Origin of the sequence: Vitreoscilla massiliensis (assembly GCF_001457815.1) — a bacterium.
Taxonomy (GTDB): Bacteria; Pseudomonadota; Gammaproteobacteria; order Burkholderiales; family Neisseriaceae; genus Vitreoscilla; species Vitreoscilla massiliensis.
The window spans coordinates 206,264-220,869 of record NZ_LN898216.1 but is presented as its reverse complement, the minus strand read 5'-3'; the positions used below and the strand labels follow the sequence as shown (position 1 = coordinate 220,869).

14 protein-coding genes and 4 tRNA genes are annotated in these 14,606 nt (G+C 49.9%); 14 read left to right on the top strand and 4 right to left on the bottom strand.

Features of this window, described 5'->3' with window-relative positions; genetic code table 11:
* Positions 1 to 31 precede the first annotated feature (31 nt).
* Positions 32 to 1,396: a bifunctional UDP-N-acetylglucosamine diphosphorylase/glucosamine-1-phosphate N-acetyltransferase GlmU gene (gene glmU, locus BN3003_RS01700; RefSeq protein WP_058305006.1), complete on the bottom strand. Its 1,365-nt coding sequence runs from the start codon at positions 1,394 to 1,396 to the stop codon at positions 32 to 34.
* Positions 1,397 to 1,466: 70 nt separating this feature from the next.
* Positions 1,467 to 1,724: a hypothetical protein gene (locus BN3003_RS01695; RefSeq protein WP_082625486.1), complete on the bottom strand. Its 258-nt coding sequence runs from the start codon at positions 1,722 to 1,724 to the stop codon at positions 1,467 to 1,469.
* Positions 1,725 to 1,968: 244 nt separating this feature from the next.
* Between BN3003_RS01695 and BN3003_RS01690 the strand changes: the two genes are divergently transcribed.
* The 13 genes from BN3003_RS01690 to lysS all read left to right on the top strand — a co-directional run bounded on the left by BN3003_RS01690 (position 1,969) and on the right by lysS (position 12,219).
* Positions 1,969 to 2,703 carry a cupin domain-containing protein gene (locus tag BN3003_RS01690; RefSeq protein WP_147645299.1) on the top strand — a complete coding sequence of 245 codons (735 nt, stop codon included), beginning with the start codon at positions 1,969 to 1,971 and terminating at the stop codon, positions 2,701 to 2,703.
* Between the two features lie 111 nt (positions 2,704 to 2,814).
* On the top strand, positions 2,815 to 4,029 hold the full coding sequence (hmpA, locus tag BN3003_RS01685; RefSeq protein WP_058305004.1) for an NO-inducible flavohemoprotein: 1,215 nt from the start codon (positions 2,815 to 2,817) through the stop codon (positions 4,027 to 4,029).
* Positions 4,030 to 4,094: 65 nt separating this feature from the next.
* A complete protein-coding gene (locus BN3003_RS01680) occupies positions 4,095 to 4,547 on the top strand; it encodes an Rrf2 family transcriptional regulator (RefSeq protein ID WP_058305003.1) in 453 nt (150 codons plus the stop codon).
* Positions 4,548 to 4,562: 15 nt separating this feature from the next.
* Entirely contained in the window at positions 4,563 to 5,270 is a 708-nt protein-coding gene (locus BN3003_RS01675) for an SIMPL domain-containing protein (protein WP_058305002.1), read from the top strand.
* Between the two features lie 249 nt (positions 5,271 to 5,519).
* The gene (locus BN3003_RS01670; protein WP_058305001.1) at positions 5,520 to 7,625 is read left to right on the top strand and encodes a M3 family metallopeptidase; all 2,106 of its coding nucleotides are present in this window, start codon (positions 5,520 to 5,522) and stop codon (positions 7,623 to 7,625) included.
* A 69-nt stretch (positions 7,626 to 7,694) separates the two neighbouring features.
* A complete protein-coding gene (locus BN3003_RS01665) occupies positions 7,695 to 8,327 on the top strand; it encodes a MarC family protein (protein WP_058305000.1) in 633 nt (210 codons plus the stop codon).
* Between the two features lie 101 nt (positions 8,328 to 8,428).
* Positions 8,429 to 8,504: transfer RNA gene (locus tag BN3003_RS01660), tRNA-Lys, on the top strand.
* A gap of 39 nt (positions 8,505 to 8,543) precedes the next feature.
* Positions 8,544 to 8,619: transfer RNA gene (locus BN3003_RS01655), tRNA-Lys, on the top strand.
* 38 nt (positions 8,620 to 8,657) lie between these two features.
* Positions 8,658 to 8,733: transfer RNA gene (locus tag BN3003_RS01650), tRNA-Lys, on the top strand.
* Positions 8,734 to 8,841: 108 nt separating this feature from the next.
* Positions 8,842 to 8,917 (top strand) — tRNA-Lys (locus BN3003_RS01645).
* A 235-nt stretch (positions 8,918 to 9,152) separates the two neighbouring features.
* Entirely contained in the window at positions 9,153 to 10,088 is a 936-nt protein-coding gene (locus BN3003_RS01640; protein ID WP_058304999.1) for a pseudouridine synthase, read from the top strand.
* Between the two features lie 75 nt (positions 10,089 to 10,163).
* On the top strand, positions 10,164 to 10,523 hold the full coding sequence (locus BN3003_RS01635) for a cupin domain-containing protein (RefSeq protein ID WP_058304998.1): 360 nt from the start codon (positions 10,164 to 10,166) through the stop codon (positions 10,521 to 10,523).
* Between the two features lie 178 nt (positions 10,524 to 10,701).
* Positions 10,702 to 12,219: a lysine--tRNA ligase gene (lysS, locus tag BN3003_RS01630; protein ID WP_058304997.1), complete on the top strand. Its 1,518-nt coding sequence runs from the start codon at positions 10,702 to 10,704 to the stop codon at positions 12,217 to 12,219.
* 78 nt (positions 12,220 to 12,297) lie between these two features.
* On the opposite strand, the gene BN3003_RS01625 is transcribed toward lysS, so the two are convergent.
* Positions 12,298 to 12,663, bottom strand: coding sequence for a hypothetical protein (locus BN3003_RS01625; RefSeq protein WP_058304996.1), 366 nt, complete (start codon positions 12,661 to 12,663; stop codon positions 12,298 to 12,300).
* A 226-nt stretch (positions 12,664 to 12,889) separates the two neighbouring features.
* Here BN3003_RS01625 and BN3003_RS01620 point away from each other — a divergent pair, with 226 nt between their 5' ends.
* Complete coding sequence (locus BN3003_RS01620; RefSeq protein ID WP_058304995.1) at positions 12,890 to 13,894, top strand: hypothetical protein; 1,005 nt, start codon at positions 12,890 to 12,892, stop codon at positions 13,892 to 13,894.
* 376 nt (positions 13,895 to 14,270) lie between these two features.
* Here the strand turns inward: BN3003_RS01620 and BN3003_RS01615 are convergent, their stop codons facing one another.
* Entirely contained in the window at positions 14,271 to 14,510 is a 240-nt protein-coding gene (locus BN3003_RS01615) for a TM2 domain-containing protein (protein ID WP_234332983.1), read from the bottom strand.
* Between the last annotated feature and the right edge of the window lie 96 nt (positions 14,511 to 14,606).

The window sequence follows — 14,606 nt, the reverse complement described above, 5'->3', positions numbered from 1 at the left end:
TTCTAAGATTGCTATTAGGTGTGATTGGGTGTTATTTGTCGGTTTTTTCAGGACGTTGCCATTTTTCTATCGTCACCTGACGGGTACGACCTATGGTCAACTGGCCTGCTGGGCAGTCTTTGGTAATGACGCTGCCTGCACCGGTGGTGGCTTTGTCGCCTATGTTGACTGGCGCCACCATCATCGTGCCTGAACCGATGCGCACATGGTCACCAATCACGGTTTTAAATTTGTTTACCCCATCGTAATTACACGTGATGGAGCCGGCACCGACATTGGTGTCTGTGCCTATGCTGGCATCGCCGATGTAAGTCAAATGGTTGATTTTGGAGCCATTGCCAACGGTACTGTTTTTCACTTCGACAAAATTGCCTACGTGCACATCGTTGCCCAAATGCGCATTTGGGCGCAAACGCGCAAACGGGCCAATGCGGGCGTCGTTGCCGATCACACAATCACTCAAATGGCTGAATGGGGCAATTTGGCAACCTGAGCCGATTTTGACATTGCTCAGTACACAATGGGCACCGATTTCGACATCGTCGCCAAACTCGCATGCGCCTTCGATGACCACGCCCACATCAATGATGCAATCTTGCCCGTGGCTTAAGCTGCCACGCAAATCAAAGCGGTTGGGGTCGCGCAAAGTGACACCGGCAGTCATCAGTTGCTGCGCTTGGTTCAATTGAAACACGCGTTCGATTTCGGCCAATTGCAATTTGTTGTTGATGCCGGCGGCCAAATAGCTCTCACGCACGGTCATGCCATGCACGGTAATGCCATCGGCCACGGCCAAGGCAATCACATCGGTTAAATAATACTCACCTTGGGCATTGCTGTTTTGCAAGGTAGACAACCATTTTTCCAAATGGCTGTTGGGCAAGACCAAGATGCCGGTATTGATTTCACGGATGGCTTTTTGTTTGGCGTTGGCGTCTTTTTCCTCAACAATGGCACATATACCGTTTTCATTGCGGATGATGCGACCATAGCCGTGCGGGTGTTCCAACACATCGGTGAGCAAACCGACTTCATCGCCGGCTTGTTGTAACAATTGCTGTAAGGTTTCGGCATCGGTTAACGGCACATCGCCGTACAAAATCAGGGTTTTGCCATCTTTGGGCAAGTGCGGTAACGCACATTTAACGGCGTGGCCTGTGCCCAATTGTTGGTCTTGTACCACCCAAGTAACATCACTGTGTATCTGTTCTTGTACCAATTCTTTGCCGTGGCCGATGACCACTTGTATCGAGGCAGGATCCAAACTTTGGGCGGTGTTAATCACATGTTGCACTAGGGGCAAACCACCGATTTGGTGCAATACTTTGGGGAGTTTGGAATACATGCGCGTGCCTTTACCGGCCGCTAAAATCACAATATGCAATGAAGCATTCATACAAGCACTTTAAAATGAATAAATTAATAAACTGGGTCTGCGAAGCAAAAACAATGCCTCTATGGCGGGCTTACTGCCAGCGCACACGCTCATCATTTGGGCTTGCAGGCTCTTCGCTCAACACGCGACGGATGGGGCGATATTCGTTATAACGCTGATCGCGGGCGTAAGTGCCATCTTCGTAATACACTGATTGACCAAATTTATTGGTGGGGCGCAAACCGGTAGTGCCATCTTCTTTGGTATAGGTATTCCAACTACAGGCTGTCAGTATCAAGCCGCTCATCACACACACACACAAAGGTTTGAGTAAATTCATTATGGTCATGGCATATGTCTTTGTAAGATTTAAGGTGGCACGAAGCGCGAAACAACGCTCGCTAAAGTGGCGTTTTACCACAGTTTGACTAACAGGTAAAATTGCAGCTGAGCGTTAAGATTCAATGCAAGTGCCGATGTTGGTCTTTTGGTGCGAATTGCGGTGCTATCACATCAAATTTTACACAAAATGATGTCATTTAACTTACCATGTGTTCCCATTGAACCGGGTAACCCGATTGAGAAGAGATGCTATGAAACTTGGACACATAGGAGGCATGCTGTTGGCAGCGTGCTTATTATCAGCATGTACAACGCCGATTTTGGTGCAAGATGCAGACGGTCGCGCCTGTCATCAAAATTACGAGCAAGTGAAAAAACGCTATGGCGAACATTTTGCGCGTCCGTGCGTGGCGGATGTGGACAGGCACACAGGCATCGTTGAAACCAGTAAGGCCGATGCGCTGCAAAACGAGACTGTGGCCGAAAGTTCAAGTTTGATGCAAACGCCACCTTCGTTCAGTGACAGCAGCGGTGTGTACACGCGCAGCCATTTCCAAGATGGCAGTACTTATTATTGGATGTTGCCATATGCCACTTTGCAAGGCAAAGGGGTATTGGACCAAAGCCGCGAAATCGAAGCGCGTTGGCACAATACCACGCCACAAACTGTGCGCTTGTATGTGTACCACCGTGTGCGTGCGCAAGACATGACCAATATTCGTTTCGATATTGATGGTACTGCTTACGATTATGTGGCGACGTGGCCTGCTGAAGCCATTCAAAATGCAGGGCGCAAAAATGGTTCGGTGCAGTATTTCGACATCCCGTATCAAGTGGTGAAAGGGATCTCACAAGCGCACCAAGCTGAAGCGTGGTTGGGTTATGCCGATGGTACTGAGCATCCTATGGTGTTGGTGGAACAAGGCGAGCCTTCGTTGGCTGCACAAGGTTTGCGCCGCTTTTTCAATGCCATCGAAACGCGCTGATTGATTCACATTAAATAAAAAGCGGCCTGTAAGTTTACAGGCCGCTTTTGTGTTAATATTAATAATGTATTTTAAATACATCTTTAAACAAACACCCATGAAAGCATCACCATGTTGAACACACAACAACTTGAACTCATCAAAGCCACTGTCCCTGTTTTGCGCGCAAGCGGTGTGGCCTTAACCGATTATTTTTACCAACGCATGTTGAACAAGCATCCTGAATTGAAAGCAACCTTCAATTTGGGGCACCAACGCAGCGGCGCTCAGGCCAAAGCCTTGGCAGGTGCGGTCTTGGCTTACGCAGAAAACATTGAGAATTTGGCGGTTTTGGGTGATGCGGTGAATTTAATCGTCGCCAAACACGTGAGTTTGAACATACAGGCCGACCAATATGCGATTGTGGGCGAAAACCTATTGCATTCCATCAGCGAGGTGTTGAACGTGCCCATGGACAGCGATTTGATTGCGGCTTGGGCGGCGGCATATGGCCAATTGGCCGACATTTTGATTGCAGCTGAAAAACAACGCTATGCCGAACAAGCGGCGACACAAGGTGGCTGGAATGGTTGGCGCGGTTTCAAAGTGGTGCGCAAACAAGTTGAAAGCAATGTCATCACCTCGTTTTATTTGCAGCCTGTTGATGGTGCTGCCTTGCCAGATTATCAAGCGGGACAATATGTGTCGGTGCGCGTGGAAGTGCCTGAACTGGGCATCAAACAACCGCGCCAATATTCGCTGTCACAAGCGGCCAATGGCAATGAATGGCGCATTTCGGTGAAGCGCGAAAGCGCCAGCGAGGTTTATGCCGCAGGTTATGTGTCCAATACCTTGCATGCACATGTGCAAGTGGGTGATGTGTTGGAAGTGTCGCATCCAAATGGTGATTTTGTGCTGCTAAACGCGGACAAAGCCAATGTCTTCATCAGCGCCGGCGTGGGCATTACGCCGATGATGGCGATGTTGGGTCAGGTCGCGGCGCACAATATGCCACACACCACCAGTTTCATCCATGCCTGTCGCGATGAGGCGAGCTTGAGCATGAGCCATGCCATTACCGCCATCAAACAGCGCTTCCCACAATTGCACACGTATTTAGCGTGTGAAGCGGCGCCGCAATCCGATTTGGCAGTACAAGCGATAGGCCGCTTGGATTTGCAGCAAGTCGATGCCGATTTGTTGCCAGCAGATGCCGATTACTATGTTTGTGGTCCGGTTGGCTTTATGCGTGCGCAATACCAAAGCCTGCAGGCTTTGGGCATTCCTGCCGCACAAATTCACATGGAAGCCTTCAATACCGGTGGTATTGCGGCGGCGATGGCATAAGATTTGGGGGATATCAGCGATTTAAGGTATGCTGCTGACTTGTTTGACACAATTGGGTTGGCAGCATGCAGTTAAATCGCTTCACGGATTTGGGCATACGCGTTTTGATGTATTTGAGCAGTACCGACGCGCCCAGCGTCACCATTGCGCGTTTGGCTGAGGATTTACAGGTTTCCAAAAACCACTTGGTCAAAGTGGTGCACTTTATGGCGCAACAGCAATGGCTCAATACCAGTCGCGGCAAAAGCGGTGGCATTGCCTTGGCCAAGCGGCCTGTAAACTATGCCATAGGCGATGTGGTGCGAGCGTTGGAGCAAAACAGCGTTAACGGTGAGCGCTTGGTCAATTGCCAACAGCCACCGTGCGTGTTGTTGCCGGCTTGCGGTTTGCCAACCATCTTGCAACAAGCATTGGAACAATTTTACCTGTTTCTGAATCAATACAGCTTGGCCGATGTGGTGACACAGCCATTGGCAAGCATCTTGCCGGTCATTGTTGAACATACCCCCCATTCTTAAGTTTAAGGAGCACCTATGGCATTTTGGAAAACCGTGGCAGTTTTGGGCGTGGCATTGGGCGCCGCCTCGTTGGCACAGGCCAAAGACATCCATTACAACATCATTCAATTGAGCGACAGCGCGCAAATGAATGTGCCGCAAAACCAATTGAACGTGACTTTGGTGGTGGAAAGCACCGCCGCCAACCGCAACGATGCCAGTCGTGACAACACGGTCAAACTCAATCGGGTGATGGCGGCCATCGAACAAGCCGGCCTGAAAGGGCAGTTGCTCAACCGTTCTGTTAACGAACACAACGAGTATGTGAACAACAAAATGGAAAAACGCGGTTGGCGCGATTACGCCCAATTCAGCGTCTTCAGTGAAGACACGGCCAAGGTCAACCAATTGGTGGCTGCAGTACAGCAAGACGCGCGTTTGGAATCGCAAAATTATGGTTTGACCACTGCCGCACGCCGTCAGTATGAAATGCAATTAACCGAACAAGCGATACACAATTTCCAACAACAAGCGGCGCACATCACCCGCGTGTTGGGTGCGCGCAATTACAAAATCGTGGAATTGAATGTTGGCGATGCCAATGTCAATGTGCGCCCACCGCGCATGTATGCGTTGGCGGCTTCGGCCAAAATGGAAATGGACAACAGCGGTGGTGTCGCCAATGACATGGCGGGCGAAACCGAAATCACCGTCAATGTCAGCGGCAGCATACAATTGCAATAAATATGATTTAAGCCAGTAGATTGTTTGTAGAGATTAAAAAGCGGCCTGTAAATGTTTACAGGCCGCTTTTGTGTGTTTGTGCAGGCATTTTCACGCTGTGCATATCGGCTCGATAGCGACAAGTAGCTTGAGTGTCTGCCGCAGATTGCTTACAGTAAGGCCACAGATGTTTCCAGCGCCGATATTGAAATTGGCGCGTCTAGCCTTATTTAAAATCCTATTGAATCTTAAAAGCACAGAAAGCCGATTATGTCAGACAATGTTTTGCTGCAATTGCAGGATGAGCCGCGTTTTGACGCGATAGAAGTGGCACAAATTGAACCTGCCATGACACAAGCGATGACCGAGGCGCGCGCTGCCATCGCCGCCGTGAAAGCACAAACAGACATTACTTGGGACAATACCGTTACCCGTTTGACCGACATTACCGAACAAGTGGGGCGCATTTGGGGCGTGGTGGCGCACCTGAACTCGGTGGTGGACACACCCGAATTGCGTGCGGTGTACAACGGCTTGATGCCAGAAGTGACACAATTTTTTACCGAAATCTCCCTCGATATCGAATTGTATGGCCGCTTTAAAGCCATCAAAGCCGCGCCTGAATTTGCCCAATTAAGCGCGGCCGAGCAGAAAAAACTCGACAACGATTTGCGCGATTTTGTCTTGTCGGGTGCCGAATTAAACCCAGAACAACAACAGGTTTTTGCGGCCTTGCAAACCGAAAGCGCGCAATTGTCGGCACAGTTCAGCCAAAACGTGATGGACGCGACCGATGCGTTTGCGCTGTATTTTGACGATGGTCACGCATTGGCAGGTTTGAGTCAATCCGCGTCTTCGCCTTGCAGCGCGGATGCTGAGACAGAGGTGTTGGAACGCGACAGCCAGCTCACAGGCTTGCCTGTCGATGCCTTGGCGATGTTCGCTGCGGCGGCTGAGGCCGAAGGCAAAACGGGTTACAAAATCGGCCTGCAAATCCCGCATTATTTGGCGGTGATGCAATATTCGGACAATCGTGCCTTGCGCCAGCAAATGTACCAAGCCTATGTGACACGCGCGAGTGAATTGGGCGATGCCAAACTCGACAATACCGCCAACATCAAACGCATCTTGGAAATAGCCGCGCAAGAAGCGCAATTATTGGGTTTTGCCAATTACGCCGAATTGTCTTTGGCCACCAAAATGGCCGAAACCCCAGACCAAGTGACCACATTCTTGCGCGATTTGGCTGCCAAAGCGCGCCCATTTGCCGAACAAGACAAGGCGGAAGTGTGGGCGTTTGCCAAGGAAAGCTTGGCTTTGGACGACCCACAACCATGGGATTTCACTTATGTGAGCGAAAAACTGCGTGAAGCCAAATACTCGTTCTCAGAGCAAGAAGTGAAAAAATACTTCCCTGTGAGCAAGGTCATTGCAGGTTTGTTTGCGCAAATCAAGACTTTGTACGGCATCAGCTTACAACAAAAAACCGTGCCGACTTGGCACAAAGACGTGCGCTATTACGAATTGATGCGCGACGGCAAAGTGTTTGGCGGCGTGTACATGGATTTGTTTGCGCGCGAAGGCAAACGTGGCGGCGCATGGATGAACGATTACCGCGGTCGCCGTGTGCTCAAAGACGGCACGCAATCACCGATTGCTTATTTGGTGTGCAATTTCACCCCACCGGTGGGCGACAAAGAATCGCGCCTCACCCACGATGAAATCGTGACCTTATTCCATGAAATGGGCCACGGTTTGCACCATTTGCTCACGCAAGTGGACGAATTGGGTGTGTCAGGCATTAATGGCGTGGAATGGGATGCGGTGGAATTGCCGAGCCAATTCATGGAAAACTTCGTGTGGGAATACGACGTGTTGCAAGGCATGAGTGAACATGAGAGCACTCACGACGCCTTACCTAAAGCCTTGTACGACAAAATGATTGCAGCGAAAAACTTCCAAAGCGGCCTGCAAACCTTGCGCCAAATTGAATTTGGCCTGTTTGATATGTTGATTTACCAACAAGGTGCGGCGGAAAACTGGGCTTCGGTCTTATTGGATGTGCGCCGTGAAGTGGCGGTATTGCCTAGCATGGAATACAACCGCTTTGCCCACAGCTTCGGCCATATTTTTGCCGGTGGTTATTCTGCCGGTTATTACAGCTACAAATGGGCGGAATTGTTGTCGGCCGATGCTTACAGCGCGTTTGAAGAAACCGAAGATGTGGCGGCAATGGGGCAGAAGTTCTGGCATGAAATCTTGGCCGTAGGCGGCAGTCGTGATGCCATGGCCTCGTTCAAAGCCTTCCGTGGCCGTGAGCCTAAGATTGATGCTTTATTGCGTCACAGCGGCATGTTAGTGGGCGAAGCTGCGTAGTTGCCGTATCTAAAATGGATTAACAGTGCTATTGTTCGCGCAATAGCACTTTTTTATGGTTCACGCTCGATGGAACACATCCAAATCTTCAAAATCATCATCGCCTTGATGGTGTTGATCAACCCTTTAAGTGCAGCGCCGATATTCTTAAGCCTCACCCCGTACAACTCTGCGCGCGAACGCCGCAAAATCGCTCAAACCGCCTCAATTACGGTGGCGATTACCATATGTATTTTTGCCTTGGTCGGTGATTTGATATTGCGCTTCTTGAACATCAGTATCGGTTCATTCCAAGTCGGTGGCGGCATTTTGATTTTGTTGATTGCGATTGCGATGATGAATGCACAGCCCAATCCGACCAAACACAATGAGGAAGAAGCACAAGAAGCAGGGCAGCGCAACAGCATTGCCGTCGTGCCTTTGGCGATACCGATGCTCATTGGCCCTGGTTCGATTTCCACGGTGATTATTTACGCGTCTACCGCCAAAAATTGGTGGGGCATTGCCGAAATCATGTTGGCCGGTTTGGTGGTAGCCATTGTTTGTTATGTTGGCATGTTGGCCGCAACCAAACTCAGCAAATTATTGGGCGCTACTGGGATTAACATCATCAACCGCATCATGGGCATGGTGTTGGCAGCGGTATCAATCGAGATTATTGCCGGCGGCCTGAAAAATTTATTCCCGAATTTATTTGCTTGAAATTTAAAAGTTTTCTAAATATCTTCGATATGATTTAAATAAAAAGTTGCGCGCATGTGTTGACGACTGCAAAAAATCGCTTTATTATACGCGTCTTTCTTGGGTCGTTAGCTCAGTTGGTAGAGCAGCGGACTTTTAATCCGTTGGTCCCGCGTTCGAGTCGCGGACGACCCACCAAGATTTAAATTGACTGCGAAATCAGTTGATTGCATTACCGGGTCGTTAGCTCAGCCGGTAGAGCAGCGGACTTTTAATCCGTTGGTCGAGCGTTCGAATCGCTCACGACCCACCAATTAGGTTATCTAACAGTGTTAGGTAACTGCCCTTACCGGGTCGTTAGCTCAGCCGGTAGAGCAGCGGACTTTTAATCCGTTGGTCGAGCGTTCGAATCGCTCACGACCCACCAAAAACAAAAAAGCCTGTCTTTCGAGACGGGCTTTTTTGCATTCTATTACCAAGTTAATAACTTGCCATTTGGATTTCATAAGCGTATCGTTTCATCCATTCCTTGTCAGGGCCGTTAGCTCAGTTGGTAGAGCAGTAGACTCTTAATCTATTTGTCGAGGGTTCGACCCCCTCACGACCCACCATTTACCTGTCCACATGGGCAGAGTCTGATTTTCTGTAACAATGCCACAGTGTCATCCATATGATTGTATTGATTTCCTATTGATAACCGTTAGTGATGGTGTGTCCTATTGTCGCGCTTGCAATCTAAGCATAAGCGGCCTGTAAACCTTTTGAACGATAAAAAGCGCCTAAAAACACGTGCAGTCGCGATTCGTATTAAGATGTGATTTATTTTCTGATTGATGTTGATTTTCTATGACGCTTATTCCTTTAGCAATGCGCGATGGTGTTAATGCCAGTTGCGTGGCCTTGCCCAATCTGGATCAAGGCGGCACGGTATTGGCGTTTTTGCAGCAGCGCTTTCCCAATGTGGCGACCGAGGTGTGGTTAGCGCGCATGGGCGCAGGTGAAGTGGTGGATGAGCATGGCGTGGCGGTGCGAGCAGACGATGTGTTGGCTGGGCGTTTGGGCTTACATTTGTATTATTACCGCGATGTGCCCAATGAAACCGTGATTCCTTTTCAAGCCAGCGTTATCTATGAGAATGAACATTTGTTGGTGGCGGACAAGCCGCATTTTTTGCCAGTGATGCCAGCAGGCGAGTATTTGCAGCAAACGCTGTTGGTGCGTTTGCGGCGTGAATATGATTTGCCTGAGTTGACGCCACTGCACCGCATCGACCGTGAAACCGCGGGTTTGGTGATGTTTGCCAAGCAAGAAAGCGTGCGCGGTGCCTATCAAGCGCTGTTTCGTGAACGGCGTATCCACAAACACTATGAAGCGCTTGCGCCGTGGCGGCCTGAATATGCGTATCCGCTGGAGCATCAGGCGCGGATGCAAGAAAGTACGGATTTTTTTCGCATGCAAGAAGTGGCGGGTGAGGCCAATTCGCATACCATCATTGAAGTGATGGAACACAATGATGCATGGGCGCGCTATGTCTTGTCGCCCATCAGTGGCAAACGCCATCAATTGCGCGTGCACATGGCGGCTTTGGGCATGCCTTTGCTATACGACAGCTTGTATCCGCATAAGCGGCCTGTAAACACGGGTGATTATGCCCAGCCTTTGCAATTATTGGCCAAGTCGATACGTTTTACCGATCCCATCAGCCAACAAGCATGCGAATTTGTGTCGCAGCGGCAATTATTGCCTTTGCCGGCGGTGGGTTTTCAAGATGTGTGTCCGTGATTTGACTTGTTATTCCAAGGCGCTTCAGCCAAGATGCTGACTCCATAACATTACTTATAAACATGGAGTGATAGAGTGAGTCAGAAAATTTTGCCTTTAGACACAAACGTCAACACCGCTACCGCAGCGTTTTTACCCGATGCCGCCAAAATCATCGCTGGCAATCCCAGCCAAAAAATGTGGCCACATTACAGCAATGCCAGCAATGAGTTTCACACCGGTGTGTGGCAAGCCGATGTCGGTAAGTGGCAAGTGAGTTACAGCGAAGACGAGTATTGCTTTATTTTGGAAGGCAAGAACGTGGTCACCAATACCGACGGCGACAGCATTACCGTGCAAGCGGGCGACCATTTTGTCATTCCTGCTGGTTTTTCGGGCACTTGGGAAGTGGTTGAGGCTACGCGCAAAGTGTATGTGATATACGAACGCGTGTGAGCACACGGCGTCTGTAAAACACCGTATTGCCCATACCACGGCGGCTGTTACAGGCCGCTTGTGGGTTTAAATCGGCACTTAACCGTGTGTTGCGGCAGAAAATCCGTTAAAATAACGCGTTAATTCAGTAGGCGGCCTGTAAAAACATTACAGGCTGCATTTTTCATTAGGAAGTGGCATGAGCGAACAAGCAAACCATTCGGTTGAGACCGAACATTTAGACGAAAACCAAATCATGGCCTTGCGCCGTGAGAAGTTGCACACTTTACAACAAGCAGGCAATGCTTATCCAAACGATTTCCGTCGCGACGCCTTTGCAGGCGATTTACAAGACGCTTACGGTGAGTTTGATAAGGAAGGCTTGGCTGAGAAGCAGGTGCACGTGAAGGTTGTTGGTCGAATGATGCTCAAGCGCAATATGGGTAAAGCCAGTTTTGCCACCATCCAAGATGTCAGCGGTCAGATTCAGCTGTACATCAATAACCAAGGCGTGGGCGAAGACGTGCACGATGCTTTCAAACACTGGGACTTGGGCGATATCGTTGCTTGCGAAGGCGAGTTGATGAAAACCAACCACGGTGAATTGACCGTGCGCGCCAGCAGTTTGCGTTTGTTGACCAAATCATTGCGTCCGTTGCCAGACAAACACAAAGGCTTGGCCGACCAAGAAGCGAAATACCGTCAGCGCTATGTTGATTTGATGACCAATGCCGATTCACGCGACACCTTCATCAAACGCAGCCAAATCGTGCAAACCGTGCGCAATTACATGGCGTCAGAGCGTTACTTGGAAGTCGAAACCCCAATGATGCACACCATCCCCGGTGGTGCCACTGCCAAACCGTTTGTGACCCATCACAATACCTTGGACATGGATTTGTACTTGCGCGTGGCGCCTGAGTTGTATTTGAAACGCTTGGTCATTGGTGGCTTGGAACGCGTGTACGAAATCAACCGCAATTTCCGTAACGAAGGCATGTCTACCCGCCACAATCCAGAATTCACCATGATGGAATTCTACGAAGCCTATGCCGATTACCACCGCATGATGGACATGACTGAAAACGTCATTCGTGCCGCTTCGATGGCAGTGAACGGCAGCAGCATCGTGACCTATGGCGAGCAAGAAGTGAATTTGGAACAACCATTCGCGCGCATGACCATCGTCGAAGCGATTAAAGCGCACAATCCGCATTACGACGATGCGCAATTGCAAGACGAAGCATGGTTGAAAACCGAAATCAAAAAACAAGGTGGTGCCTTGCCTATGGCTGGCGGCTTGGGCAGTTTGCAATTGGCCTTGTTTGAAGAAGTGGCCGAAGGCAAATTGTGGCAACCGACATTCATCGTTGATTACCCAGTGGAAGTGTCGCCATTGGCGCGCAAATCCGACAGCAATCCTGAAATCACCGAGCGTTTTGAATTGTTTGTGGTCGGCCGTGAATTGGCCAATGGCTACTCAGAGTTGAACGATTCAGAAGACCAGGCGCGCCGTTTCCAAGCGCAAGTGGCGCAATTGGATGCTGGGGACGACGAAGCCATGCATTACGATGCCGATTACATCCGTGCGATGGAGTTTGGTTTGCCACCAACAGGCGGTTGTGGCATTGGTATCGACCGTTTGGTGATGTTGCTCACCAATTCACAAACCATTCGTGATGTGATTTTGTTCCCACAAATGCGTCGCGAAATCTAAGCGGCCTGTAAGCAGTAAGAAAAAGCCCTGCAAGTTGCCTTGCAGGGCTTTTCCCGACTAGAAAGGGGTAAAAAAAACTTATTCGGTTTTTTCTTTCACCGCAGTAGCAGCATCGTTCACGCCTTCTTTGGCTTTTTGGCCGGCTTCACGTGCAGCGGCAGTGGCGTCGTTGGCCAATTCTTTGGTGCCATCTTTGACATCTTCAGCCGCATTTTTGGTGGCTTCAGCAGCTTTGTCACCGGCAGCTTCTACTTTGTTGCCCGCAGTTTCAGCAGCTTTGTTGGCGTTTTCAACCGCATTGTCCGCGCCTTCTTTCACCGCAGAAGCCGCTTCTTTGGCATCAGATTTTACAGAGCTGGCAGTTTCAGCCGCTTTTTCTTGGGTTTCTTGTGAGCAAGCAGCAACGGCAAAAACAGCCAACAAAGGCAATAACCATAATTTCATAGTAAGACTCCTTAAATTAAAAAAATCTTGCAACTTTGTGCACTGCACAGATGCTGCGTTGAGGTGTTCAGATTAGCGAGGCGTGACATTTTTGTACAGTGAAAACAATGTGAAGAGTGTAAATGTTGCGTTGCAGCAATGACTTGGATATGATGCTAAATAGCAAAACTAAATACTTGAAATCTTTGAATGACTGCAAGAAAACACATGTGATTGGAGGTAGGGGATGTTGAACATGAATGAATGGATGAAATTGTGGGGTTTAGACCCCAAAACAGGTGTACCGGTGTTGTGGAAGTTGTGGTGGCCATGGTTGGATGCCAATCAGCCCTTGTTTCGCATGCAAGTGCGTGTGGGCAGTGTGCCGGTAAATCCTGTGCCAGCACCGGCAGCCGCCAAAGTATTGAAACAGGCTGAGCCCGTTGCCGAGCCTACAACAGCCAGCGCAGTGGCACCAAAAGCCGCAGCCAAAACGGCGGTGAAAAAAACCGCAGTGAAAAAACCGGCTGCTGCCAAAACCGCGACCGCTGAAACCAAAACCGCACCAGCGGCCAAAGCCAAACGCGCGCCAGCGAAAGCGGCCGCAAGCACAGAGACAACGACCGCTAAAGCGGCCACACCTGCGGCCAAAGCCAGCACCGCTGCGGTGAAAAAAGCGGCACCTGCGGCGAAAACAGCTGCCAAAACCGCTGCTGCACCGGCAGCCAACGCGGCAAACACTGCCAGTGCGCCTGTTGCTAAGGCCGCAGAGGCAAAAACAGCCGCTCCTGCGGCAGTAAGCAAAGCAGCAGAGGCCAAACCTGTTGCCGCTAAACCAGTGGCAGCACAGCCAGTGGCAAGCAAAGCTGCTGAGACCAAACCTGTCGCTGCCAAACCAGCAGTGGCGAAAGAGGCAGCCAACAAAGCTGTGGTCGCCAATCAGGCAGAAGCTCAGCCTGTTGCGGCAGTGGCCAAAACGCCAGCAGCTCCAGTGGCGGCAGTAGTCAATACGGCAATCTCAGCGGCAACACAGCAACAAATCGACCAATTGGGCGCGACTCCTAACAAAGAGGCTTTGCGCGCGGCCATCCGTGCGGTGTACGCCGAAAAAGGCGCGGCCACGGCCGAGCAATGGGGCAAATGGTTGCATCAAAACGCTGATGTGTTGAATACCTTGCATTTGCAGCCTATGGCAGCCGCAGGTGAAATCAAATTGCAAGCTGTACCTGCCGTTAACAAAACTGCGGAGTAAGTGTGGCGGTAGTGTGATATAGCGTCGGTTGATGACTGTTTGCATCAGACCATCATAAGCGGCCTGTAAACCTTGACAGTGTTTACAGGCCGCTTTTATGTGTGCAAAAAAATATGACTTGCCATATTGAATCATCAAAATGGTAAGGCCTGCGCTATTTGCTGAGTCAGCGTGCAGTGGAATACGCGGAATGGGGCACAGGGTTGTAAGAATGTTGTGAGTTGCATAGCTGGGCAATGCGCATTTGTATGCCATTAAGTCAAAAAGCGGCCTGTAAGTTTTACAGGCCGCTTATGTATGCTTGGCTGGTTTGGCCATGATGCAGCTTAATGCATGTTATGTCATGGACGCGGGAGAGCCATACGGGTATGGCGATTTACACCACGATGGCGCCCAAATCGTCGCTGGTTTTGAAGACGGCCAAGATGCCTTCGATAATGCCGACCAAGCCGGGGATAAACGTCCAGCTGAAAACCAAATACAGCAAGCCCATCCAAAAACGCCCAGCACAGAATTTGTGTATGCCAAAAGAACCAAACAGCAAGGCCATGGCGATGTACAAGGCTTTGTTACAGGTGTGTGGGTATTGGGCGGCGTAAGAATAAAGCGTGTTCAAGAGGGTAACCTTAGACAGTGGATATGCTTGATAAATAGTGTTACAGGCCGCTATTTCAAGCGGCTTAATCAGATTTAACCGTTGTAAAGCAGACTT